Annotated in this window: 23 protein-coding genes and 1 tRNA gene; 7 read left to right on the top strand and 17 right to left on the bottom strand. The window is 36.8% G+C overall.

The genetic code is table 11. From position 1 onward, the window contains the following. Positions 1 to 36: 36 nt before the first annotated feature. Genes bioD through U0839_RS04435 form a run of 3 tightly spaced genes read right to left on the bottom strand, consistent with a single transcriptional unit; the run spans position 37 to position 3,285 of the window. Positions 37 to 1,452, bottom strand: a complete 1,416-nt coding sequence (gene bioD, locus U0839_RS04445) for a dethiobiotin synthase (protein ID WP_413550160.1) — start codon at positions 1,450 to 1,452, stop codon at positions 37 to 39. Then, positions 1,445 to 2,110 (bottom strand): alpha/beta fold hydrolase, encoded by a 666-nt coding sequence (locus U0839_RS04440; protein WP_413550159.1) that lies wholly within the window; start codon positions 2,108 to 2,110, stop codon positions 1,445 to 1,447. The genes bioD and U0839_RS04440 overlap by 8 nt, the downstream gene beginning before the upstream one ends. 2 nt (positions 2,111 to 2,112) lie before the next feature. Next, entirely contained in the window at positions 2,113 to 3,285 is a 1,173-nt protein-coding gene (locus U0839_RS04435; protein WP_155571947.1) for an aminotransferase class I/II-fold pyridoxal phosphate-dependent enzyme, read from the bottom strand. Positions 3,286 to 3,361: 76 nt separating this feature from the next. Between U0839_RS04435 and U0839_RS04430 the strand changes: the two genes are divergently transcribed. Next, entirely contained in the window at positions 3,362 to 4,612 is a 1,251-nt protein-coding gene (locus tag U0839_RS04430; RefSeq protein WP_155565492.1) for an adenosylmethionine--8-amino-7-oxononanoate transaminase, read from the top strand. Here the strand turns inward: U0839_RS04430 and U0839_RS04425 are convergent. The 3 genes from U0839_RS04425 to uvrC all read right to left on the bottom strand — a co-directional run bounded on the left by U0839_RS04425 (position 4,609) and on the right by uvrC (position 7,864). Next, positions 4,609 to 5,241 (bottom strand): hypothetical protein, encoded by a 633-nt coding sequence (locus U0839_RS04425; protein WP_155565493.1) that lies wholly within the window; start codon positions 5,239 to 5,241, stop codon positions 4,609 to 4,611. The two genes, U0839_RS04430 and U0839_RS04425, sit on opposite strands and share 4 nt — an antisense overlap. An 87-nt stretch (positions 5,242 to 5,328) precedes the next feature. Beyond that, positions 5,329 to 5,907 carry a CDP-diacylglycerol--glycerol-3-phosphate 3-phosphatidyltransferase gene (gene pgsA, locus U0839_RS04420; RefSeq protein ID WP_155565494.1) on the bottom strand — a complete coding sequence of 193 codons (579 nt, stop codon included), beginning with the start codon at positions 5,905 to 5,907 and terminating at the stop codon, positions 5,329 to 5,331. A gap of 94 nt (positions 5,908 to 6,001) precedes the next feature. Beyond that, positions 6,002 to 7,864, bottom strand: a complete 1,863-nt coding sequence (gene uvrC, locus U0839_RS04415; RefSeq protein WP_155565495.1) for an excinuclease ABC subunit UvrC — start codon at positions 7,862 to 7,864, stop codon at positions 6,002 to 6,004. 450 nt (positions 7,865 to 8,314) lie between these two features. Here uvrC and xth point away from each other — a divergent pair, with 450 nt between their 5' ends. Beyond that, positions 8,315 to 9,109, top strand: a complete 795-nt coding sequence (xth, locus tag U0839_RS04410; RefSeq protein ID WP_155565496.1) for an exodeoxyribonuclease III — start codon at positions 8,315 to 8,317, stop codon at positions 9,107 to 9,109. A 4-nt stretch (positions 9,110 to 9,113) separates the two neighbouring features. Here xth and U0839_RS04405 read toward each other — a convergent pair whose 3' ends face one another. Further along, a complete protein-coding gene (locus U0839_RS04405; protein WP_110438040.1) occupies positions 9,114 to 9,830 on the bottom strand; it encodes a response regulator transcription factor in 717 nt (238 codons plus the stop codon). 204 nt (positions 9,831 to 10,034) lie between these two features. Between U0839_RS04405 and U0839_RS04400 the strand changes: the two genes are divergently transcribed. After that, the gene (locus U0839_RS04400) at positions 10,035 to 11,279 is read left to right on the top strand and encodes a cation:proton antiporter (RefSeq protein ID WP_155565497.1); all 1,245 of its coding nucleotides are present in this window, start codon (positions 10,035 to 10,037) and stop codon (positions 11,277 to 11,279) included. Here the strand turns inward: U0839_RS04400 and U0839_RS04395 are convergent. From U0839_RS04395 to U0839_RS04380, 4 genes are all read right to left on the bottom strand, one after another. Further along, positions 11,276 to 12,571 carry an RsmB/NOP family class I SAM-dependent RNA methyltransferase gene (locus U0839_RS04395; protein WP_155580444.1) on the bottom strand — a complete coding sequence of 432 codons (1,296 nt, stop codon included), beginning with the start codon at positions 12,569 to 12,571 and terminating at the stop codon, positions 11,276 to 11,278. The two genes, U0839_RS04400 and U0839_RS04395, sit on opposite strands and share 4 nt — an antisense overlap. Before the next feature lie 38 nt (positions 12,572 to 12,609). Then, positions 12,610 to 14,094 (bottom strand): IMP dehydrogenase, encoded by a 1,485-nt coding sequence (gene guaB, locus U0839_RS04390; RefSeq protein ID WP_155565499.1) that lies wholly within the window; start codon positions 14,092 to 14,094, stop codon positions 12,610 to 12,612. Positions 14,095 to 14,274: 180 nt separating this feature from the next. Then, on the bottom strand, positions 14,275 to 14,994 hold the full coding sequence (locus U0839_RS04385) for an RlmE family RNA methyltransferase (RefSeq protein ID WP_155565500.1): 720 nt from the start codon (positions 14,992 to 14,994) through the stop codon (positions 14,275 to 14,277). A 36-nt stretch (positions 14,995 to 15,030) separates the two neighbouring features. Further along, positions 15,031 to 16,029 (bottom strand): Ppx/GppA phosphatase family protein, encoded by a 999-nt coding sequence (locus U0839_RS04380; protein WP_155565501.1) that lies wholly within the window; start codon positions 16,027 to 16,029, stop codon positions 15,031 to 15,033. A 192-nt stretch (positions 16,030 to 16,221) separates the two neighbouring features. Here U0839_RS04380 and U0839_RS04375 point away from each other — a divergent pair. Together U0839_RS04375 and U0839_RS04370 are read left to right on the top strand one after the other, a co-directional pair. Then, positions 16,222 to 16,295 (top strand) — tRNA-Gln (locus U0839_RS04375). Between the two features lie 35 nt (positions 16,296 to 16,330). Then, the gene (locus U0839_RS04370; RefSeq protein WP_155565502.1) at positions 16,331 to 17,032 is read left to right on the top strand and encodes an NUDIX hydrolase; all 702 of its coding nucleotides are present in this window, start codon (positions 16,331 to 16,333) and stop codon (positions 17,030 to 17,032) included. On the opposite strand, the gene U0839_RS04365 is transcribed toward U0839_RS04370, so the two are convergent. The 3 genes from U0839_RS04365 to U0839_RS04355 all read right to left on the bottom strand — a co-directional run bounded on the left by U0839_RS04365 (position 17,033) and on the right by U0839_RS04355 (position 20,459). Continuing rightward, complete coding sequence (locus tag U0839_RS04365; protein WP_155565503.1) at positions 17,033 to 18,580, bottom strand: peptide chain release factor 3; 1,548 nt, start codon at positions 18,578 to 18,580, stop codon at positions 17,033 to 17,035. 91 nt (positions 18,581 to 18,671) lie between these two features. After that, a complete protein-coding gene (gene rpsD / locus U0839_RS04360) occupies positions 18,672 to 19,289 on the bottom strand; it encodes a 30S ribosomal protein S4 (protein WP_110438048.1) in 618 nt (205 codons plus the stop codon). Between the two features lie 243 nt (positions 19,290 to 19,532). After that, complete coding sequence (locus U0839_RS04355) at positions 19,533 to 20,459, bottom strand: SEL1-like repeat protein (RefSeq protein WP_155565504.1); 927 nt, start codon at positions 20,457 to 20,459, stop codon at positions 19,533 to 19,535. Positions 20,460 to 20,631: 172 nt separating this feature from the next. Between U0839_RS04355 and U0839_RS04350 the strand changes: the two genes are divergently transcribed. After that, a complete protein-coding gene (locus U0839_RS04350; protein WP_110438050.1) occupies positions 20,632 to 21,162 on the top strand; it encodes an HdeD family acid-resistance protein in 531 nt (176 codons plus the stop codon). A gap of 5 nt (positions 21,163 to 21,167) precedes the next feature. Here the strand turns inward: U0839_RS04350 and U0839_RS04345 are convergent, their stop codons facing one another. After that, positions 21,168 to 21,935, bottom strand: a complete 768-nt coding sequence (locus U0839_RS04345; protein ID WP_196424250.1) for an RNA methyltransferase — start codon at positions 21,933 to 21,935, stop codon at positions 21,168 to 21,170. Continuing rightward, positions 21,932 to 23,287 (bottom strand): cysteine--tRNA ligase, encoded by a 1,356-nt coding sequence (gene cysS / locus U0839_RS04340; protein ID WP_155565931.1) that lies wholly within the window; start codon positions 23,285 to 23,287, stop codon positions 21,932 to 21,934. Before cysS ends, U0839_RS04345 begins: the two co-directional genes overlap by 4 nt. Positions 23,288 to 23,379: 92 nt before the next feature. Here cysS and U0839_RS04335 point away from each other — a divergent pair, with 92 nt between their 5' ends. After that, positions 23,380 to 24,759 carry an MATE family efflux transporter gene (locus U0839_RS04335; protein WP_155565505.1) on the top strand — a complete coding sequence of 460 codons (1,380 nt, stop codon included), beginning with the start codon at positions 23,380 to 23,382 and terminating at the stop codon, positions 24,757 to 24,759. Between the two features lie 7 nt (positions 24,760 to 24,766). Here U0839_RS04335 and U0839_RS04330 read toward each other — a convergent pair whose 3' ends face one another. Beyond that, positions 24,767 to 25,792 (bottom strand): lipid A deacylase LpxR family protein, encoded by a 1,026-nt coding sequence (locus U0839_RS04330; protein ID WP_155565506.1) that lies wholly within the window; start codon positions 25,790 to 25,792, stop codon positions 24,767 to 24,769. Positions 25,793 to 25,900: the final 108 nt, after the last annotated feature.

Below are 25,900 nucleotides of genomic sequence, written 5' to 3'. Positions count from 1 at the left end.
TGTCAAATATTATTTGTTCATAATATTTTACGGATTTTAGACCATTTCTTCAGGAATGGAAATACATTCACATAACGTGGAAAGATTATCTGGATTTACATTTGATAGAAAAGGCACTTGTCCCAAAATCTTGACTTTTCCATGACTTATTATAGAATTTTTACAATGTTCGTTCAACGGGCCATTTAAAATTACCCCTGAAATTTTTATATTTCTATTTCTTAAAGCCTCGATTGTCATTAGGGTATGATTCAATGTTCCCAAAATAGTTCGGGCTACAATTATAACGGGTAAATTAATCTTTTCAATAAGATCAATGATAAACAAATGATCATTGATAGGTACAAAAATCCCACCCGCCCCTTCAACTATGTATTTGTTTTCTTGTTTCAAATCAGATACATTCACGTGATCAAGGCTTAATTCACGATTTTCCAGCCTTGCGGCATCTTCAGGAGATAAAGGTGCTTGCAATTTTATAATTGGGGATAAATATTGTGTCTCGGAAAGTTCGGCTAAATGGCAAACTGTATTTGTATCTCCAATATCGCAATTTAAACCTGTTTGAATAGGTTTCCAATAAACCGCATTTAGCAATTTTGTTAAACATGCAGAAATTAGTGTTTTTCCAATATCTGTATCAGTTCCCGTAACAAAAAAACCTTTGGCGGAAAATTTACGGAAAACACCATAGGCTATATGATAAGAACAATAATTGTAATTTTTACTAAAATCAGAAAGAACTTTCTTAAACTGAGATAACTTCAAGGGTTTTGAGGTTTCGAGAGGAACAGAAGCTCCTATAGAACGAAGTCCTTTGAAAAAATCAATTGCTGTGTCAATTTGAACAATGATCTCATCAGTTTCCCAACGACCGGTTCCTGTTTCTGGCCAAACTGATTGAATAGATTCAATTGATGGATAAGTCTGTAAATTACAGCTAAAATCATTGTCGTTATAGATAGAACGCCATTCTTTAAACGTTTCAAACGTTAGGGTAGAACAAATCAAATAGCCATTTTGTTTCAAATAATTTGTAAGAGTCCTGATTGCACTTGCAACATTATCAAACCATTGGAAAGTCAGGCTTGAACAAATCAAATCATATTTTTCATCCAATTCTGGATATTCACCATCCATAAGCTTAAATGTTAAATCGTATTTATGGTTTTTGAACTTATTTTTTGCACGATTCAGCATTTCAGGTGATATATCCGTCAATACAAAATGTGCATCAGGAAAAAAATCGATAAGATATTGAGTTAATAATCCAGTTCCACAACCAATTTCGAGAATTGATATTTTTTCTTTACGATCGACTGAAGTTCTGAACTGTTTCCGAATACAATCAGACAATTTTTTCGCAACAATTTTTTGTATTGAAGCAAATTTTTCATATTGATCCGCCTGATCAAAAGCTTTGATTATTTTTTCTTTATAATTTCTAGACATTATTTATAAGTTCTCTGATGATTTCCGCACAGGCATTCGTTTTTGATAAAGGCAATATATGTGTATCATCGTCAAGCCACAAATAGTTGCACTCTTGAAATGATTGTATGGTCATGGTTTCATTAACAACAGGATCTTTTTTTGAAGCTATAACTGTGAGTTTATTTCTGATCTGTGGAATGATACTTCGAACATCCCCAAATTTAAGAAATTCAAGTCCTTTTTGCAATTCTTCAATATTAAAGCTGGGCAAAAAATTTACTACTTGACCACATTGCTGATAAAACTGTTTCATTATAAGATTTGAATCAATGGATAATCCTCTGGACATACGATCCAGAGCCCTTGATGCCACACCTTTCGGAAATGTAGGATCTCTGGAAAATCTGGCGAAACTGTTAATAGCCACGTAATATTTGAAACGAAAAGAAAAATTTTTTAAGAGATATAAAAAACCTAAAGAGTGTCCTACAGCAATATATTTCTCTTGTAAGTTTAAAATTGATTTAAGATTACAATTTTTATCCGTGTTTTTCCCCATAAAACCCAAATCAATTGTTTCTGAGTGGTATTCTTTTAGATTATTTTGTAATTTTTGCCAAAATGATGATGAATATCCCCATCCATGGACAAATAGCAAACGATAATTATTTTTCATGATCAATGAATTGAAATTAGATCAATTGAATGAAAAGATTTTAGTAAATACTCTATTTCATCCTCTCGATGACCTGCACTAAGAGTCAATCGTAAACGACTTCCATGAGAGGGAACGGTGGGTGGACGAATTGGGGTAATCCAGATATTTTTTTCTTTCAAAGCATTTGCCATTAATTGGGCCTTTATTGGTGATCCAACAATAACAGGAATTATATGTGAAATAGACTGACCACATTGATATCCCAGTGACTCTAATTGTTTTCTAACCTTTTCAGACTGTTTAACCAAAAAGGCACGTTGGTTAGTTAATGAAGGCATTAATTCTAGTGCTGCCTCGATGCTACCGATTACGGCGGCGGGCAATGCAGTCGTGTGGATAAAAGCAGAACAAAAATTCACCAGCCATTCACATAAATCTCTGGATCCAGCTATATAGGCCCCAAAACTTCCCCACGCTTTACTAAATGTTCCCATCGTTAAATCAGCAAAGGCAGGGGCCAATCCCTCGCCCTTACTTCCAAATATTCCGGTTGCATGTGCGTCATCTAGAAATAAAAATGCATTAAACTGGTCGGCAACTGATCTCAATCTTTTCAAGTCACAAACATCACCATCCATACTGAATATGGTTTCCGTTAAAATTATTCTTGAACCTTTTTCCCCCTCAATTTTTTTCAATCGTGTTTGTAGATGGTCAAGATCATTGTGACTAAAACGGATCTGTTTAACTTGACCAGCTTTGCATCCATAATGCAAACTGGCATGATTCAATTTATCCGTAAATACCCATACTGGTTTTGGAAAATTTTCAATGAGGGAAGCAACAACCCCAACATTTGCCTGCCAACCTGATGGAAATATTAATGCCGCTTCAGTTCCTAGAAAATTAGCTAGTTTCTCCTCGATTTTACCATAATATGAAGCATTGGACGAAATTAATCTGGATGCCCCGCTTCCAGTACCATATTGTCTTAAAAACTCCTCACCTTTAATTTTTAAATTTGCATTGTTTGATAATCCCAGATAATCATTACTGGAAAAATTTATATAACTTTTACCCTTATTTTTTATATGTAATGAATCAATTATTTCAAATGTTGGCAATTCTCTTTTTAAATCCTCTTTAGCTCTTTTGTCTAATTCCCGAGAAAAAAAAATATCAAATCGGTTCATTAAGTTAGTCTTTTCAAGTTTTAAAATTTTTGTTTAGTTATGCAAACTCTATCTTAACAATTATAGGCAAAATCCCATGTTTCATTCAACTTTAAAAAATATATGGTTACCCTATACGCAAATGAATAATTGTAATGCCCCAATTGTTGCAAAAGCCACGCATGGAAGTACAATTATCCTAAATGATGGCACCAAATTGATTGATGGTATTGCTTCATGGTGGACAGCCTGTCATGGGTATAATCACCCACATATTATCAAAACGGTAAAAAAACAACTTGAACTAATGCCTCATATTATGTTTGGTGGCATTATTCATCAACCTGCAATTGATTTGGCAAAACATCTGGCAAACCTGTTGCCTGGAGATTTAAACAAAGTTTTTTTTTCTGAATCAGGCTCCGTATCTGTGGAAGTGGCACTAAAAATTGCAGCCCAATTCTGGTTAAACCAAAATAACAATATCAAAAACAAAATCATTTCTTTTCATGGTGGATATCATGGTGATACCATGGCGACAATGGCGGTTTGTGATCCTGAAGAAGGAATGCATAATTTATTCAAGAATATTATTCCCCACCAATACAACATTCCTTTGCCTGATACCTCGGAGAAACAAAAGGATTTCATTCAGTTTCTAGAAAAGCATCATAAAACCATTGCTGCAATTTTAATTGAACCTTTGATACAGGGAGCTGGAGGCATGTTATTTCATTCTCCAGAAGTTTTAAGATTTTTGCGAAAACAAGCTGATCATTTTGAAATTTTATTGATATTTGACGAAATTTTTACCGGGTTTGGCAGAACGGGAAGTTTTTTTGCCTGTGAACAGGCAGATGTCATTCCGGATATTATTACACTTTCGAAAGCATTAAGTGGAGGCACTATGGCATTGGCTGCAACCATTGCGAAAGAATATATATTTGACGGGTTTTTATCTGATAGTGATCAACATGCCCTGATGCATGGACCAACATTTATGGCCAATCCCCTGGCCTGTTCCGCTGCCAATGCATCCTTGGAAGTTTTTGATCAATACAATTGGAAGAATGCAGTCAGTTCCATTGAAAGACAAATGAAAAAAGAATTGACACAATGTAAAAATTTAAAAAATGTCAAGGATGTTAGGGTAAAAGGGGCCGTTGCCGTTGTTGAGTTATACAATATTTCAAACTTAAACCGTCTAAAGACAAAATTTATCCAACAAAATGTATGGATACGTCCCTTCAGAAATATCGTTTATCTTACACCCTCTTTCACCATAACACCTGAAGAATTATCCTTGTTAACTAATTCAATATATGATGTGATCAAACATGAATATTAATTTTCACCATCATTTTTTGATGATTTATTTTTACCTTTTTTACTTTCATTTTTAGATGTCGGCAATTGGCTATCCGGGATAATCTTTACAACACCCCTGGAATTGATAATGGTACTGGTTCCATCCCCATTCGGAACGATTACTGGGGCGTCCTTACCTTTTTCAATATATTTCGCTCCCTGATCCTTAATTGAGTCAGGCAGCCTTCCATTGATGAAATCCGTCATTCCATTTTTGATCTGATATTGTTCCCCAACATTCAGATTACCATCTTCTGGAAAATCAACAGGAACAGATTGCTTATTGATTTGATCATGCGTTACGCTGTCTACATCACCACCTGCCGCTCTACTGTAATCTGATAGGGAGAAACTTTTATCATCACTCGCAACATCACTCAACGTAGGTAATGCAGGAGGACGAGAGGGCCAAATATTTTCACTTTGAGGTAACAAAGGGGTTGTAGCTATCGCCATATTGCCTTTTACCCTTTGCATATTTTCCGCATATCCTTCTGGAGCCTCGGGATTATTTCCTGGTAAAGAAACGGTATCATCAAAAAATTTATCTATCCCGGAACACCCACTTAATATCAAAAATGTGGTAATAAGTGCAGCATAATTCCGCATGATTGTTCTCCATCCGTTTTAAAAATTTGATGATACATAATTTAAAAAAATACATATCCAACAAGATAAAATTCAAATATAAGCTTTTTAAAAATCCGTTTTATTAATAAATCTGATACCCGTATGAATATAACCCCAACCCGTAATCATAGTTAAAATTGCCGCAATCCATAATAATATCGATCCGATAACATTAACCGGAAACCAGTTAATGTTCAATAATTCTGCACTGCTATCTCCAGCAAGTAAAAAACCAATAGCCACCATTTGAAAAGTTGTTTTCCATTTTGCCAGTTTTGTGACAGGTAGGCTGATCTCGAAAGAGGAAAGATATTCTCTTAATCCGCTGACCAGTATTTCTCTTGCCAAGATAATCATTGCAGGAATCAGTCCACCGTATGGAAGACGATCGTAACCAGCCATAACAATCAATATGATACCTACCAGTAATTTATCCGCAATGGGATCAAACATTTTTCCAAAGTCGGAAAGCTGTTGCCATGCACGGGCAAGCTTACCGTCTAAATAATCCGTAATACCAGCGATAATAAATAGTATACAGGCCAATAAATCTGTTACCGGCTTATGAACCATTACAAGAACAGCCACCAATGGTATTATAATTATACGGGACAAGGTAAGACAATTAGGTAAATTATAAAACATTTCTATTTAGGATCACGGCTGAACATTTATCAAAATAGTTATTTAACATTTTATAAAAAAAATGGAATAAAAAATATATATTTTCTTATATTTGTTACTTATATACACCAGGTCTAAAATAATCATATATTGATTCAGCCAATACTCTATTAATACCTGGAATATTTTCTAAATCCGCAACACTGGCCTCTTTAACGGCGCTGGCAGAACCAAAATGGTTTAGTAGATTACGTTTTCTCTTATTACCTATACCCGGAATTGAATCCAGTTCGGATTTTTCTATGCTTTTTAATCTTCCCACTCTATGAGTGGTAATGGCAAATCGATGCGCCTCATCTCTTAATCGTTGCAGATAATACAGAACAGGATCTCTTTCGGACAATTGAAAAGGATTTTGATCACGTGTAAAAAACCACTCTCTCCCTGCATTCCGGTCCGGTCCTTTGGCAATACTGACCAAGGCGACATTTTCAATCCCGAGCTCTTTCAAAATTGCATCAACAGCCGAAAACTGTCCCGCACCACCATCTATTAACAGTAAATCAGGGAAATTCTGCCAATCAGCAATTTTACCCTTGTTAAAACGTCTGAATAAAACTTCACGCATCATACCAAAGTCATCTCCAGGGGTGATATCAGATTTAATTGAAAATTTACGATAACCAGACTTGATAAAACCTTCAGGTCCAGCCACAACCATTGCCCCATATGCATTGGTACCCATTATGTGACTATTATCGTAAATCTCAATTCTTTTCGGAATATCAGACAGATGAAAAATATCACGAACCTGTTCTAATAATTTTGTTTGTGATGCAGTTTCAGCCAATTTCCGATCAAGCGCCATATGGGCATTATGTACCGCATGATCAACAACTGCCCTTTTCTCCCCTATTTTTGGTACATACAAGCTTACCTTTTTCGATGCCCTCATACTTAATGCCTTACTCATCAGCGCTTGGTCAGATAATTTAATATTCATGTATATTTGTGATGGCGGCGGCTTATTTTCATAGAATTGTCCCAAAAAGGCGTCCAAAATTTCTTCGGGGCTTTGATCCTCTGTTTGTATCGGGAATAAAGCACGATTGCCATTATTTCTTCCCCCCCTAATAAAAAACACCTGAATACAGGTTAGATAACCTTTTTGCGCAAATGCTATTATATCAGCGTTGTCAATTGTAGCAGGATTAATTACTCCATTTGTTTGAACATAGGTAAAGGCCCGAATACGATCACGCATCACCGCGGCACGTTCAAAATCCAATTGTTCTGACGCCTTTTCCATTTCGTTAGCCAATTGCCGCTGAATAATGTTTGTTTCTCCAGAAAGAAATGATTTTGCTTGATTTATGAGATCATCATAATCTGTTTTACTAACACGATTATCACAAGGACCAGAACATCGTTTGATCTGATAAAGCAAACATGGACGCTTTCTGGAATTGAAAATACTGTCTTCACAACTTCTTAACAGAAATATTTTCTGTAAAAGCTCAAGAGTCTGATTGACTGCCCCAACCGAAGCAAACGGCCCCCAATAATAATTTCTCTTGGATATTTTTCCCCGATGTTTATCAATTCTAGGCCATTTTTCTTTTGTTATAACTAACCAGGGGTATGATTTATCATCCCTCAACAAAATATTATATCGTGGTTTAAGACTTTTAATCAGATTGGCTTCAAGTAGTAGAGCCTCAGCTTCCGTATAGGTTGTTATAATTTCCATGGAAGTCGTTTGCAAAATCATTTTACGTATACGCTCGGTCAATTGTGTCAAGCGTGTATAGGAGGATACGCGTTTTTTTAAATTTTTTGCTTTACCAACATATAAAACTTCCCCTTTTTCATTAAGCATACGATAAACCCCTGCCGTTTTGGGCATTGTTTTTAAAGCATGCTTAATTGCTTTTGTTCCCTTATACGAATCCAAAGGTTTGTAATCATGAAGTTTCATTGCATTTTTTTTACCATCATCACAAATAAGTTCTGTTATCCTTTTATTTTCTAAGACTTATCTTACTTCTCCACTGATCTTGTGGATAACTCTATGGATGAATATCTAATATATGGATGTAAAAGGCAGTTTATCAAGCCCTTATATATTTTGCCTAATTTTTAAGCAATTAATATAACTCATTGATTTTTAATCATTTTTATTGTTACATGGAATTATTCAATATTTTTAACTAATTTATCACAAACCCTAAAATCACTGTCAAGTCCAATAGTGGACAAAATGAAAATTTTAATTTCAATAATGTAATTATCCACAATTTTCAATATTAAGATTTATTTATTTTTTACTGGACATTTTCTGATTAAATTCCTAAATTGACCTTCTTCTCTTAATTTGAATTTATTTTAAATTATAATCATTTTCCCCTTTCAAATTTGAAATTTCTATATGCGTATTATTAGTTGGAACATTAATTCATTAAGGTTACGCTTGCCCTTGTTAAAACAACTGATAGAATTAGCAAATCCCGATATTTTATGCCTTCAGGAAACAAAAGTCCCTGATCCTCTTTTTCCCCGATCTGAAATAGAATTGCTCGGTTTTCACAATTGTCTTTTTAAAGGAATGAAAAGTTATAACGGCGTTTGTATTTTATCAAAACATCCATTAGGATACCATGTTTCCAATACCAGACAATGGTGCGGTAAAAGTGACTGCAGACATATTTCAGTTCAATTCAATTATAAAAATAAAAAAATAAACCTTCATAATTTCTATATTCCTGCAGGTGGGGATGAACCTGATCCAACTATAAATCCAAAATTCAAACATAAATTAGATTTCCTGACAGAAACAAAAGAATGGTTTTCTCAAAATAAGGAGACCAGTTCAATTCTTGTAGGTGATTTTAATATTGCACCCTTGGAAAATGATGTATGGAACCACAAACAATTATTGAAAATTGTCAGTCATACACCCATTGAAACTGAAAAACTCAATCAATGGTTACATACGGGTTATATTGATGCAATGCGTGAAATAATTCCTCCCCACGAAAAACTATATACCTGGTGGTCTTATAGAAACCGTAACTGGGAAAAGTCAAACCGGGGAAGAAGATTGGATCATTTATGGATTTCCCCAGATCTACGATCACACCTAAAAACAATTCAGGTTTTTAAAGAGGCTAGAAACTGGGACAAACCTTCTGATCATGTCCCAATCATGCTTGAATTAAAATAAATAACTATTCTTCTTTTTTATCAGAAATTGAGCTCAGCCGATATCCACCAGCCTCAGTTATCAGAAGGGTTACATTCGAAGGATCAGGCTCGATTTTTTGGCGTAAACGATAAATATGGGTCTCAAGTGTATGGGTTGTCACCGCTGAATTATATCCCCAAACCTCATTCAACAAAACTTGTCTTGGTACTGGTCTTGATCCTGACCGATATAAAAATTTGAGTATGGCAGCCTCTTTTTCAGTTAAACGGATCCGACGATTTGAATCCTGTTCCTGCAACGACTTTGCAGACGGACGAAAAATATAATTGCCAATTGTGAAAACAGCATCCTCACTACTAGCAAAAATACGCATCTGTGCCCTTAATCTTGCCAGTAACTCGGCAATGCGAAATGGTTTTGATACATAATCATTACCGCCTGCATCAAGCCCCCTCACAACATCCTCTTCATTATCTGAACCCGTCAGCATGATAATGGGCGTTCTGCAACCTTCCTTACGTAAATAGGCACATAGATCACATCCATCGCCATCTGGAAGCATCACATCCAATATGATTGCATCATAATGCTTATCAGAATCCAGAATTTTGTTTTTGGCCTCTTTTACCGTTAAGGCACTTGAAACCTCAAATTCCTGATTTTCTTGCAATTGTTCGGTTAGCGTTTCAATTAACTTTGGATCATCATCAACCACTAAAACAGGATGAATGCCTGTCATTGAATTTACCCTTCTTTTAAAACCATATCCCTATTACATATAAGGATGAAGTTAGAGATTAGTATCTTTATACTCAAAATTACGTTAATTTTTAATAATTTTTAACTAAAAATTACAAAAATTTTCAATTTTATAGCTCAAAAATAATTTACTTAAACTCAAATTACCCTAAAATTATATCTATGATAATAAAGGGAAATTAACATGAGTATACTGACCCTTATTTCTTTATTGTTTCTTCTTACCGCAATTTGCGGGGCAATTAATCTGAAATATCTCAAACTTCCCATGACCATAGGGATCATGATTGCCGCATTCATATTTTCAATAATCCTGTTTATCTCGGATTATTTCCTTTCATTTGTTTCCGGATATTCATTTGCACAGAAAATTATCTCACAAATCAATTTTCCCACTTTGCTTCTCAATGGTGCTCTAGCATTTCTGCTTTTTGCAGGAAGTTTGCAAATTTCATTACATGAGTTGTGGAAAGCTCGCTATAATATTGCTTCCTTGACAATTATTGGCACTTTATTATCGATATTATTTCTCGGTCTTGTTTTTTGGGTTCTGTTTTATCTATTTTCTATTCCCATTTCTTTACTCTGGTGTCTCACCCTAGGCGCTATTATAGCCCCGACAGATCCGGTTTCAGTTATCAGTATGTTCGGCAGACTAGGCCTTTCCAAACGGTTACAAGCAATTTTTGCTGGAGAAAGTCTTTTCAATGATGGTATAGCTTTAATTGCTTTTACAACATTTTTATCCGTAATCATTCATCAAAAGACCCCATCCACAACCAGTCTATTCTTGATTAGCATAAAAGAGATTGTTGGCAGTGGTCTTCTGGGTATTATAACCGCCACCATTGTTATTTTTATAATCAGACGATTGTCCCACAACGAAATTACCATATTATTTTCACTGGCTTTGGCGGCAGGTACCTTTTCTATCGCAAGTGATCTTAACATGTCAGGTCCCATTGCAGTTGTGGCAAGCGGTTTATTGATCGGTAACCATCTTCAAAAACAGCCTGCGGAAAAAAGTGATTCGGTTATTTACTGCTGGCATGTAATTGATGAAATCCTCAACACAATGCTATTTTTGATAATTGGGTTGCAGATTGTCATCATCCCTTTCAGTTATCATATTCTGGTTATCACATTCCTGGCTTTTCCATTTCTGGCAATTACACGTTTCATAGCCCTCAGTCTAAGTGGTTTTGTATTATTATATCAGGATTCAAACCCGAAGGGTTTGATTTCCATTCTAACATGGGGAGGACTAAGAGGAGGCATTTCCCTGGCAATAGCCTTATCTCTCCCCAATATATTTCCAAAAAATGAAATCCTGCTCATATGTTATGGGTGCGTAGTGTTAACCGTTTTAATTCAGGGATTAACCATGGAATATGTTGTTAATTATTTTTACAGGAAAGAAATAAATTAATTCTTCACCATAACCGTGCAAAAGAAACCATCCGTTTGATTTTGCGCTGGTGTTAATTGAAAACTTGTTTTCTTCATGAATTCTTCGGGTAACAATTCTGGAATCGTATCAGGCTCTACGAGTGAAAAATTGTTATTTCTTTCCAGAAAATTATTGATTTGATCTTGATTTTCCTGACGTAATATTGAACAGGTTGCATATATCAATCTTCCACCTTTTTTTACCATTCTCGCTGCAGAATCAAGAATGTGGGCCTGTTTTTCAACAAGTTCCAATAAATCATTTTCCTTAAACCTTAAACGCGCATCAGGATTACGTCTCCAAGTTCCGGTACCGCTACAAGGTGCATCAACCAAAACACGATCGAAACTTTCAACACGCCTTTTTAACCATTTTGCATCTTCAGCAAAAATATGGGTTTCACAATTAAAAACACCTGCCCTTCGCAAACGACTTTGAGCGGCATTTAACCGAGCGGGAAAAATATCTGATGCAATAATATGCCCCTTATTTTCCATCATCATCGCCATAGCCAACGTTTTACCTCCGGCTCCCGCGCAATAATCCAGGACACGCATTGACGATTTAACACCGGTCATGAGTGCAATTAATTGGCTACCTTCGTCTTGAATTTCAACCAGACCATTTTTGAAAGCATTTGTGGATGTTATGGATTGTCTTCCTTGCGCTCTCAATCCCCATGGAGAAATATTCATTAATTCTGTTTGTATATTTTCAGATGCTAGAATCTCCCTAGCCTTATATCGATCTTCCACTTTTAGAAAATTGACGCGCAAATCAAGAGTGGCTGGTTCCAACAACGTTGAAAGTTCTTTTTCTGTCTGATCCCCGTATTGGCCATTTATGATAGGATATACCCAATCTGGAACTTCATAAATTACCGCTTTGGACATTTCATCGGAAACAAACGGTTTGTTTACCAAAGATTGCAAATATAAAATTTCGTTACTATTTAACAATAATGGAGCATATTTTTCACCCGAATAAAAATTATGCACTTTAGGTATAGAATTTCCTGACAAAACCAAATAAGCTGCGACCATCATACGAGGATTGATCGGACTACCTATTCTTTTCAGCCACCATTCCAACTTTCGGTAACAACGTAAAATTTCCCAAACTTTGCCTGAAACAAAACGACGATCCCCTCCTCCAATATAACGGCGCCGCCTGAAAAACCGATTGGCTGTTGAATCTGCCGGAATATATTTTTCTTTCTGAATAGCTAAAAGCAGTTCAATCACTGCCGATATTTGTGCTGAAGGGGTCATACGTCTTTACTTAAATATCTGATAGACAAATTTATTATTTAATTATGATGATAGTTAGGCGCTTCACGCGTAATTACAACATCATGAACATGGCTTTCCCTCAATCCCGCTCCCGTAATTTTACGGAACTGAACATTTTTTTTCATTTCTTCAATCGTCGCATTGCCAGTATATCCCATACCTGCTTTCAAGCCGCCAACCATCTGATGTATAACTCCTTCTGCCGCCCCTTTGTATGGTACCTGCCCTTCAATGCCTTCAGGAACAAGCTTATGGCTTTCCTTGATATCCTGTTGAAAATAACGGTCAGCAGATCCACGAGCCATGGCACCAAGACTTCCCATTCCGCGGTATGATTTATAGGAACGTCCCTGATATAGAAATACTTCACCAGGAGCTTCATCAGTACCTGCCAGTAAAGATCCAATCATGACAACATCTGCACCCGCACCGATAGCTTTAACAATATCGCCAGACGTGCGAATTCCACCATCTGCTATTAAAGGAATATTGGCAGCATGACAAATTTCAGACACTTCCATTACTGCCGAAAATTGGGGAACTCCTACCCCTGCAACAACACGGGTTGTACAGATTGAACCTGGACCAATTCCAACTTTTACTGCATCAGCGCCAACATCAATCAATGCTTGAGCACCTTCTGGTGTCGCAATATTTCCCGCAATAATTTGAACGTCAGCATAATTTTTCTTGAGGCGCCCTATCGAGTCCAAAACACCCTGGGAATGTCCATGTGCCGTATCTACGACCAAAACGTCAACACCAGCCTCTATAAGCGTGACAGCCCGTTTATATCCGTCCTCACCAACACCTGTGGCAGCAGCACAACGTAAACGACCATATTGATCCTTGTTGGCCAAAGGATAAACGACTGATTTTTCCATATCCTTGACAGTCATTATTCCGACACAACAATCATTTTTATCAACGACAAGCAATTTTTCAATACGATTTTGATGAAGCAGTTTTTTAGCTTCATCGGGACTCACACCCTCTTTGACTGTAACCAGGTTATCTTTTGTCATTAACTCCGCAACGGGTTGTTTTGCATTTGTTGCAAACCGGACATCACGATGCGTGACAATACCAACAAGCCGATTCGTATTTTTTTCAATAACAGGGAGTCCACTTATGTTATGGCGTTTCATTGTTGCAATAACTTCTTCTAAAGTCTGTTCAGGATGAACAGTTACCGGATCAACCACCATTCCCGATTCAAAACGCTTTACCTGCTTGACCTGATTGGCCTGTTCCTGAATGGATAGATTTTTATGAATAACCCCTATTCCTCCATTTTGTGCCATAGCAATGGCCATTGCACATTCTGTTACTGTATCCATGGCTGATGAAATCAAGGGTATATTCAAACGGATAGATCGGGTCAAATTGGACCGAACATCAGCCTGATTAGGCAATACATTAGATTTTGCTGGAATAATCAAAACATCATCAAAAGCAAGGGCTTCTCGAATATGTTTTTGGGAAATAGAAGAATGTGCCATTTATGGTACCCTTTATTAAAAATTAGAAAATTAAAGATAAAAAGGGATAACCGAAAAAAAATCGGGTTCCAATTATTGGCAATTCTTCATACCTAAAAAATTGTGATTAGACAAGTCAAAAATCAATTTTGTGTCAAATAGTGACAAAATCAAATTATCCTTGAAATTTTATCAACACATTCACGATTTATCTTCGGAATTATTCCCTTTAAACCCTGTAGCAATCACATATAACTCTCTGGATTCCTTACGACTTGCTGGAGGTTTTGCATGTTTTACAATTTTAAAGGATCGCTTGAGGTTATTTAACATCAATTTTTCACTTCCCCCCTGGAAAACTTTGGCAATGAAAACTCCATTCAAATTTAAAATTTTTATTGCAAAGTCCAAAGCCTGTTCTGTCAAATTAACTATTCTTATATGATCCGTTGCTGCATGTCCTGTCGTATTAGGGGCCATATCAGACATGACCAGATCCGCCTTACCCTCTAATTTATCCAGTAAAACTTCAAGATTATGGGGCTCTGTAAAATCTCCCTGAAAAATATCAGCTCCCATAACTGGTTCAACTTGCAACAAATCAATACCCACAACTTTGGATGCCTTGTGATATACCGCAACCTGAGACCATCCTCCTGGCGCTGCACCCAGATCAACAACCTTTATCCCCTTTTTTAAAAAATGAAATTTATCATTTAACTCTATCAGCTTATAAGCGGCACGGGACCGCCAGCCATGCTGTTGCGCAGCTTTTACATAAGGATCATTCAACTGACGCGTCAACCATCTTTGTTGAGATGTTGAACGTCCTTTTGTTTTTTTTAAGGTAACCGTCAATCCAGTATCAAAACGCGATTTCTTTTTTTTGCGCGAATTCGAATTCGCATTATCTTTATTCATAGTTTTTACTTTAATTATACTGATTAATTAAATTTATTACTGGTTTAACAAATAATGATGATTTTTATAATAGTTTCTTAACTTGTTTGTCATCATTTTGGCAATTATTCCATCCCGAATACCCCGATCGGCAACGACAATGTCATTGGCGGGCCACAAGGTATGTATGGCATCAAATATTGCGCATCCAGGTAAAAGATAATGAATTCTTTTTTTATATCGGTCAGAAAGAATTTCAGTCTCTTTGAATTTCTGATCTAGCAAAGTCCTGATTATTTCCTTAAGTTGGGCTGTTTGCAAAGACAAACCATCAATCGCCGCACGATTATACTTGTTTTGATTTAACAAAATGCTTGCAAGGGTGGTTATAGTTCCACTTACCCCTATGAATTGAACCTGATTTCTTACAATCTCTGCCTGAATACGGTGAATGGCCTCGAATTCCATGACCTTGGATAAAACAAAATCAAACATTTGATAGTAATTCTGCAAAGTGGCAATATTGAATTGCTCCCTTAACGTAAGAATGCCAACAGGTATACTGAAACATCCAATCAAAATATATTTTCGTCGCGCAAAATCAATTTTAACCCATGCAATTTCAGTGGAACCACCTCCAATATCAAATAATAGTGCCTTAGTCTTATTACGTTTCAACACATTGTCATATAAAAATGAATTGCAGCCGGCCAAAGCCAGCTCAACCTCTTCCCGTGGTGAAATAACCTTAATTTTCAGTCCTGTTTCATATAAAACCTGACTAAGAAAATGATCAGCATTTGAGGCGCGTCGACAAGCTTCGGTAGCGACAGCATAAAAGGCGGAAAATCTTTTACCTTCAATTTTGGATGCACAATGTCGGAGCGCAACCATTGTACGTTCCATGGCAGCTTGACTCAACTGACCTGTTTCATACAATCCCTCACCCAATCGAACTACTCGATTATAATGGTCAACAATTCTCAACCTGCCACGATCAGATGACACGATCAGCAGACGACAATTATTTGTGCCTAAATCCAATGCCGCAAACATATTTACGCCCTAATTACTTTATCCAGTCAAAGTTAATTCCTTATTTTTTGTATAGCTCCTTAATATTAACACAATTTATTATTAATTTGGATTTTTTTATTAAAATAACTAAAAATTTTTGTAATTAATTTATTTTACCATACCCTTGTTTTATAATTTTTTACATGATATAAGCATCCACATTAAATATATTGGGAGATAGTTTAGCGGTAGAACTACCGGCTCTGACCCGGTCAGCCCTGGTTCGAATCCAGGTCTCCCAGCCAAAAATGTTTCCGTTATGACATTCAAAGATAATAAAATGGAATGGAAAACATTTGCTTTATACCCAGAATGTTCCGTAAAACTGATAGATTATAAAACTGAATTATCTATAAATCTTGAAAAACGGATTGAAAATTTATGGGTTGCCAAAAAAAGATTATACCCAAAATTGTTTAATGGACGTGTATTTACCGCTACTTTGATATTACCCCATCAAATAGCGGGATATTGGACAGAATATAGATATGTTTCGGCCCAAATGGAAAATAAGGAATTCAATGAATTTCTTTGTCTTAAACCTTTGGCTGTAACAGGTTTAATTTTTTGCGATGATGGTTTTATTCTTGGAAAAAGAAACAGTAACAGCGTTTATCTACCCAATTACTGGCAATGTGCCCCTGCGGGTAGCGTGGAATCACGTCATGAAGAAAAGACTGTAAATTTGCATGAACAATTATTTGTGGAGGCAAGAGAAGAACTTGGATTAAAAAAAGATTTTTTTTCAAATAGCCGCATTCTTATTGCAACTCAACATCCCGAAAAAGGAATAATCGATATCGGAATAATGCTGAAAACACACTTGAATTTTCAACAAATATATAATTATTGGCAAAAAGAAGGCAACTCAGAATATGATGAACTTATATGCATATCCGATTTAACCCTTTTACCTAAACCAATAATTCCATCCACCAGATATTTAATCAAGGCCAGCTATAAAGATAATAATAGGATATGACTAGCTGTTTTTAACAATGCCGATCTGTTTGATATCATGAAATTTTAAGTCTTTTTGCATTTCAACAGTCCGTTGCATCATGAATTCAGAAGTGGCCAGAAATACTGGATCTCCGTCTATGTCATCAGCAATGGCACTTCTGTTGGAATTAATAAATTTCTCAATTTTGTTTTTTTCACCCTCAAACCAACGGACCTGTGTAAAAGATACAGTATCAAATCCTATTTCAACGCAGTACTCATGTTTCAAACGCGTCTGTAAGACATCAAGTTGCAATATTCCAACCACACCAACAATAGGCGAAGACCCGTCCTGTGGTTTAAAAAGCTGGACAACGCCCTCTTCTGCAAGCTCAATTAATGCCTGTTTTAATTTCTTGGCTTTCATCGCATCAGCAAGGCGAACCCGTCGTAATATTTCAGGGGCAAAATAGGGTACTCCTGTAAATTGAAGCTCCTCTCCTTCCGTCAAGGTATCTCCAATACGTAATGTGCCATGATTGGGAATTCCAACAACATCTCCTGCAAAAGCCTCTTCTGCCAATTGTCTGTCTCGTGCAAAGAAAAACTGAGGCGTATGTAACGCAAAAGTTTTTCCTGTACGGGTATGTTTCAATTTCATACCTCGTTCTAAACGTCCAGAACAAATACGGGCAAAGGCGATACGATCCCGATGATTTGGATCCATATTTGCCTGAATTTTAAATACAAGGGCAGTCATTGATGGTTCATTTGCCGCCACCAGACGTTGATCACTTTCCTGATTTCGTGGACTTGGGCCAAATTCAACCAATGCATCCAAAAGATCATGAACCCCCAATTCCTTAATCGCACTTCCAAAAAAAACCGGAGTTAAAAAACCTGCCTTAAAATCATCAATATTAAATTCCGGCAGAGCAGCCTTAACTAATTCCACTTCTTCTTTTAATGCTATAACACGATCATCTGTTTCTGGAATTCCCTCTTTTAGGCGCATGGTTTGTTTCCGAACATCATAAGCACCCAAAAATTTGACAGCCCGTCCCACAGGCCATGTTAAAGGTGTTGTTTCAAGAGCCAGTGTAGAGGCCACTTCATCAAGCAATTCAAAAGGATCCTGAGATTCCCTGTCCATCTTGTTGATAAAGGTTACAATCGGTATATCGCGCAAACGACAAATTTCAAAAAGTTTCCGTGTTCTTGCCTCAATCCCTTTTGCCGCATCAATAACCATAACTGCGGCATCAACAGCCGTCAAAGTCCTGTATGTATCTTCAGAAAAATCTTCGTGGCCAGGCGTATCCAACAAGTTAAAAATGCAACCACCATATTCAAACGTCATAACAGAAGTTACAACTGAAATACCGCGATCCTTTTCAATATTCATCCAGTCCGAACGAGTTCGACGCTGTTCCCTTTTAGCACGGACATTTCCCGCCATCTGTATAGCCCCGCCAGCATGCAATATACGTTCAGTCAAAGTCGTCTTACCCGCATCAGGATGGGAAATAATAGCGAAAGTGCGACGACGGGAAATTTCTTTATCCAGACTCTGAACTGTATCTAACATCAAGCAGACCTAAATTTATATTGAAAACAATAAACGCACAAAAGCCGAGCAAAAAAATTGCTCGGCATTTTTGTATAAAAATAAAATGTGATTAACGAGAATAAAACTCGACAACCAAATTGGGTTCCATAGTTACAGGATATGGAACATCATTTAATTTTGGCGTACGAACAAATGAACCCTTCATTTGACGATGATCAACCTCTAAATATTCAGGAATATCCCGTTCTTTACTTTGAACAGCATCCAGTACAATGGCAAGTTGTTTTGATCTTTCCCTAACTTCAACAACATCATTATCTTTTAATGAATATGATGGAATATTAACACGCTTGCCATTTACTAAAATATGTCCATGATTAATGAACTGACGTGCAGCAAATGGAGTGGATGCAAATTTTAACCGATAAACAACAGCATCCAAACGACGTTCCAACAAATTGATCAAGTTTTCAGAAGTATCACCTTTACGACGAGATGCTTCAGCGTAATAACGACGGAATTGCTTTTCACTGATATTTCCGTAATATCCCTTGAGTTTTTGTTTAGCCATTAACTGAACGCTAAAATCGGAAGGCTTTGCACGGCGGCGTTGACCGTGTTGACCAGGACCATATTCACGCTTGTTAACCGGTGATTTAGCACGTCCCCACAAATTAACCCCTAAACGACGGTTAATTTTATATTTGCTTTGTAAACGCTTACTCATACGTCTAAATATCTTTCTTTATATATGTTAAAACATCGCATTGAGGTAAAGCAATATTAGATTTTATTGTACCAGTAGTTCTTTAACTCGCATCAAAGACGGGTTTATATTTGATACAAAGTAACCTCATCACTTCTTTGGATAAAGATAAACCACTTTTCTGGCAGTAGAAGCCTATATATTCAAACTTTAATGAATTGTCAAATAATTAACAGTTTGAATAATATTAAAAAAAATTTAAAATTATTTCGTATTCAACAACCTATATTTGTCGCAGCCTTTTTGAGATCTATTTAAACATGATTGTTTAAAATACTCTTTTGCCGTGGCCTCATCTTGAGGAACCAACTTCCCTTCATGATATATTTCCCCAAGTCGCAATTGGGCATCCGTATTTTCTTGATCTGCAGCTTTATGATAATAGAAAAGAGCCATCTGAAAATCCTGTAATACACCGTGACCCGCTTCATACATTGTTCCCAACTTGTATAAAGCGCCCTCATATCCCTGATCAGCTGACTTCTGATACAATTCTTTCGCCTTGAAATAATCTAAATCTGTGCCTTTACCTGTATCATATAATGATCCCAGGATATACTGGGCAAAACTATTTCCTTGTTCTGCAGATTTACGGGTCCATTGAAAGGCTTTGAAAAAATCTTGTTTACATCCCTTACCTTCTAAATACATAATTCCAAGAGCGGATTGAGCCATTAGATTCCCTTGCAAAGCAGCCTTATGAAAATAATCAAACGCTTTGTCATAATTCTGCTCAATCCCTTCACCATTCTGATACAAATTACCTAAATAAAACTGAGCTTCAGCATTCCCCTGTCCTGCGGAATAGTTAAACCATTCAATCGCTTTATTATAATCTTGCGGCACAATAACACCCAAGGCATAAAATCGACCTAAAACAAATTGTGCTGGCGCAAATCCTCCGCTGGCAGATTGTGTAAAAAATATAAGGGCTAATCTCTCATTTTTCTGAACCCCTTTACCTGTTAAATAATTTACACCTAATCTGTAACAATATTCAGCAGAGGGTAGATAGAGAATTTTTTCAAATTGACCGAACCAGTATGATAAATGGCTTTCATATGCATGGGAACGAACAGGATATGTGCATATAAAAAAAGTAGCGGCAAGAATAACAATAATGTTTTTCATTATGAACCTTAATGATTTATAAAATGAAATAAAAAAATATCGTTAACTATCTGTTCATACCAAATTATGACTGATTTTATTAATAAATAAATAGATTAATTTCATAAAAAAAATTAAACTAACTACAATTAACCGCTTTACAAAATTATAAAATATTTTTTCGGAGATCATAATGGATCAATTAATAGCCCAAAAATGGAAATGGTTCGTAGGATTGGGAATATTGTGTTTGATTACCGGCATTCTGTGCCTAATTGACACGGTTTTTGTAACAATTGCAATGGTTATAATTATTGGAATTTTATTAATTATTACAGGTTTGGCCCAACTCATTCACGCCTGTTATCTTAAAGATTGGAGCAGTTTTCTCTGGTCAGCCCTATGCGGTATCATTTATCTTATTGGCGGTATATTATTGATTCGTGAACCTGTTAATGGTTCGGTTATAATTACCATTTTTCTTGGTATTTGTTTTTGTTTTGGTGGAATCATGCGTCTTATGATTGCTTTTAACAATAAAAATACCAAAGGATGGGGGTTGTTGGTATTCAGTGGTATTCTTGGCTTGATTTTAGGGTTTATTCTTTTTGTCAATCCAATAAACGGCCTGTGGTTTATCGGATTCATGGTTGGTTTTGACCTTATCTTCAATGGAACTGCATGGTTGCAACTTGGCTTTACGCTCAAATCCCAAATCAAATAATTTAATTATTTCATGGGGCCCTTAACCAATTCCGCCACAACACCATGAAGGGTTCGTAATTCCTGTTCTGTCACTTCTCCCCTTTGAAAAAGATGATACAGATTACGAATCATTCCTGGCCGTTTTTCCTGATTGCGTAGAAATCCACAATGATCAAGCTCCCTGATCAAATGATTCATAAAATTATTCAGCTCTCCTTTAGTAGCGATATGCGTTTTGTTAGTCTGCAACTGCCGCTCCGGTGTTTCTTCAGTGGACATCCACCACTCATAAGCCATAATCATAACCGCTTGTGATAAATTCAATGACATGAATCTTGGATCCAAGGGATAACGGATCCAATAATCAGTTTGAACAAAATCCTCATTTTCCAACCCGGTTCGCTCTGGCCCAAACAAAATACCGATTTTCAATCCACGATTGGTCATTTCCCGCATTTCACATGCGCCACCACGCGCCGTTAATAAAGGTTTGATAATTTGACGAGGTCTGGGACAGGTTGCAAAAACATGCTGTAAATCCGCAACAGCGGCTTCTACCGTATCGAAAACTTTTGTATGATCCAATAAACGGTCTGCACCAGATGCTGCTCTCCAGGCTTTTGGCTGTGGCCATCCATCTCGCGGGGCCACCAACCGCAAATGGAACAATCCCCCGTTCGCCATCGCTCGAGCTACACTGCCAATATTATCAGCAAGCTGTGGGCGAACCAAAATAACGACAGGTGTATTTCCAACTGGGATCAAATCAGCACCACCATCACGACCTGTCATATTTTTCTCCATGTCGTACCTTGTGGACTGTCTTCCAATAAGATACCCTGAGCTTTGAGCTGGTCACGTATTTTATCCGCCTTGATAAAATCTTTCGATTTTTTTGCATTATTTCTTTCTTGAATTAAGATCTTAATCTCATCTTCATTATCAATATCTTGAAACCATTGAGTTGGTAGACTATTAAACAAGCCAAGCTGTTGACCCGCCTGTTTCAATTTTAAGGCAGAATGTTTATCACCTTGTAAGGCTTTATCTGCAAGTTGATGCATAAACACCAAAGCTTGGGGTGTGTTTAAATCATTTGCCAAAGCATCCATGACTAATTCTGGTAAATCCATTTCTGAATTAAAATTCTGTTCATAAGGCAACAAGGCGCGATAGAAACGATCCATAACCTTTTTAGCATCTTTTAAGGCTTCATCAGTGAAATTTAAAACAGAACGGTAATGAGATTGCAATAATAATAACCGTAATGCTTCTGGATTATGCTTTGTCAATATTTCCCGTATTGTAAAAAAATTGCCCAGAGACTTGGACATTTTTTCACCATTTACCAACAGCATGGCATTATGTAGCCAATAATTGGCAAACTGACTGCCTGGAAAACAACATAGACTTTGTGCACATTCATTTTCGTGGTGGGGAAAAATAAGATCCTGACCACCGCCATGAATATCAAAATTTTCACCGAGGTAACGATGGGACATTGCAGAACATTCAATATGCCAGCCTGGCCTACCCTTTCCCCAGGGACTATCCCATCCTGGTTCATCCTCATTTGAAGGTTTCCATAAAACAAAATCACCGGGATTTTTTTTGTAAGTCGCGATCTCAACTCTTGCCCCAGCCAGCAATTCATCTGGATTGCGGCCCGATAAACTCCCATATTTCTTGTATTGATGGACAGAGAAAAGAACATGACCATCAGCTTCATAGGCATATCCCTGACTGACAAGACTGATAATCATCTCTTGTATGTCTTCAATATGTTCTGTAGCTTTTGGTTCAATATCAGGGGGCAAGATAAACATTGAAGCCATATCTTGATGAAATTCTTCAATCGTTCGACAGGTCAATGCTTGAATAGATTCATGATTGGCTCTGGCACGGGCATTTATCTTATCATCAACATCCGTAATATTCCGTACATAAGTCACTTTAGGATAAATTTTCCGCAACAATCTTACCAAAATATCGGCTGTTAACATTGCACGCAAATTGCCAATATGTAAAAAATCGTATACTGTAGGGCCACAAAAATATAAACGGATATTTAAAGAATCTAATGGTTTAAAAGGTAAAATCTTATGATGACGACTGTCATATAGGGAAATTTCTGGCTTATTCATTGTTTTACCTTGTTCATATCCTGTATTCGATTGTGTCCAAACAACACTCAATAAATTAAATCTTTATTCTTTATTAGTCATAAATAAATATAATGCAACTTTCTCAACCAGCTTTTCTGAAAAAAGAACTTTCTGCGATCTTTTTTATTGCCATACCAATCGCATTTGCCCAACTATGTCAAATGGCTATGGGTGTAACCGATACGATTTTATTGGGAAAAGTCGATAAAGAAACCTTAGCAATCGGTGGATTTACAACACAGTTATTTTTTACTGTTTGTGTTGTTTTGCAATCGGCGTTGAGTTCAGCTGCAATTTTAATTGCTGAATATATAGGATCAAGAAGAATTTCACAGATATCCAAAATTTATTGGACAACCTATATATTTGGATTAATTCTCTGTATTCCCTGCTATTTTCTTTTGAAATCGACAAACTTTATATTGATGTGGACAGGTGAAAATCCTGATATGATTGCAAAATCCAGTCATTTTATGGATATTCTCTTATGGGGTATGCCCCCTGTTCTTGTTGGAACAGGTTTAATAAGAGTTGTTTTACCAGCTTTTAATGCCTCGAAAATTCTTTTGCAAATAACACCTTTAACAACAATTATCAACGCCTTGTTAAATGCAGCCTTTATTTATGGTTTATGGGGCGCCCCTAAAATGGGCTTGTATGGTTCAGCAATTGGCAGCACAATTACTTTGTGGGTTTCAACAATTTTATTTATTGGAGTAACCCATTGCAAAAAGAATTTAAAACAATATCTTTATCCTTTTAAAATTGATTTGTCCTTGCTTTTACCCTTGATGCGTCTGGGGCTGCCCATCTGTGTCAGTTCAGCAGCTGAAATGCTTCTTTTCCTTGCAACTTCTTTCCGGGCAGGACTACTTGGAACCGATGCACTTGCCGCCCATCAAATTGCCAACAGCTTTGCCACTTTTACGTTCATGATACCCCTTGCCATTTCTCAGGCCGCCAATGTTCGGGTAAGTTATTGGGTTGGCGCTCAAAAACCTTTGTATGCAAAAAATTCAGGTTTTTTATCTATCGGTCTTGGTTCTGTTTTTATGGGGCTAATTGGTATAATCATTTTCATTTTCCCGAAAACCATTGTCAGTCTTTTTATTGATATTCATTCAGTCAGTAATCAATCAACAATTGAAATCGCGGTCGTTATATTGAAAATTGTTGCTCTTTTCCAGATTGTTGACGGTATGCAAGGCGTTGCGATGGGTGCATTACGCGGATTGAAAGATACCACAATCCCAATGATCTTTGCTTTGATAAGCTATTGGGTAATTGGATATACACTGAGTGGTTGGTTTGCATTTTCATTGAACTATAAAGCTCCAGGATTGTGGACAGGCATGGCTATTGGCCTTGCTGTTATTGCTGTATTGGCAACAGCACGTTTTTATTATCTTACCTATCGTCCAAGCAGAATAATGGAACGTGCCTTACGTTAGAGAAAAATCAAAATTTAAAGGATACGGAAACAGATCCATAATTAAATAATCCACTTTTTTGTCCCCTGAATTCTTGGGTCTGCCAAGTTTGGGTATAAGCGATTTTATATCCTTTGATAATTAAAGCGGCCCCTGCAAGAATTTCGCCAACATCTGATCTTTTTGAAACATGTTGCGCATGTGATTTAGAGGGATCCCCTTGCAAAGTGGCATTATAGGCTACAGCCTGACCATCTACACCACCAAATAAATACCAGTTAACAAAACGGGTTCCAACATAGGCATCAGTACCGTCATTTCCCGAACCAATTCTTGCAGGTCCGAAATCACTTTCAAGACCCTGTCCAAAACGGAATAGGGAACCGATTTGCCCATAAATTCTATAAATCCCCATTGCACCATTAGCTGAAGGTAAGATATCAAAATCAACCGGTCCAGCATGCCCTGCGAGAAATCTCCATGTTCTACCCATTTGAACCTGAAAAACGGGCACACTCTTTAACTGGTTGTGCCAGCCACGGTTTTTGTGATCCCCAGTAATGGCATGAAAACCATTTTGAACCTGACGTCCCATAGCTCCGGGGCCTAAAACACCGGCTTGAATACCAAACACACTCCTCGTATCATCCGTGTCACTTATAAGATTAACGGTTGTTAATAAAACCCCGGCATAAGGTCGATCATGTGGCAATCTCTGGCTCGATTGAGTATCACGTGGTGTAAATATCGACTGCTGCAATCCCCAATGAATTCGTTGCATTCCCTTTCCCAAAAGAAACGTATTCATATCCGCAACAGGTTGAGGCAACGTGTCAGTAGGAGATGTCCACCCTATTCTAAGTCCGTTTGTATAATATTGATCAGACGTTCCTTTCAAGGTTGAGGCTGCATCATTTTCCCATTGTATTGTTAGGGTATTATATGGATCTTGTTTTGGTGTTGAAAAAGAAGGATGAGAATAGAATAAACCCATTGAACAGATGGAAAAACATGATAATAAATTTGTTAATGACAAATAATCCCGTTTGCCCATTTTCAACCTTTTGACTCTAAATATTCTATTTAACCTAAACTTATAAAATCAAAAAACAAAATTTGAATATAGTATATTAAAATAAAAGATTATTTTCTTAATATGCAA

The organism is Commensalibacter sp. A3DC (assembly GCF_047307945.1).
GTDB classification, from domain to species: Bacteria; Pseudomonadota; Alphaproteobacteria; order Acetobacterales; family Acetobacteraceae; genus Commensalibacter; species Commensalibacter melissae.
This window is presented reverse-complemented; position numbering and strand designations above follow the sequence as displayed.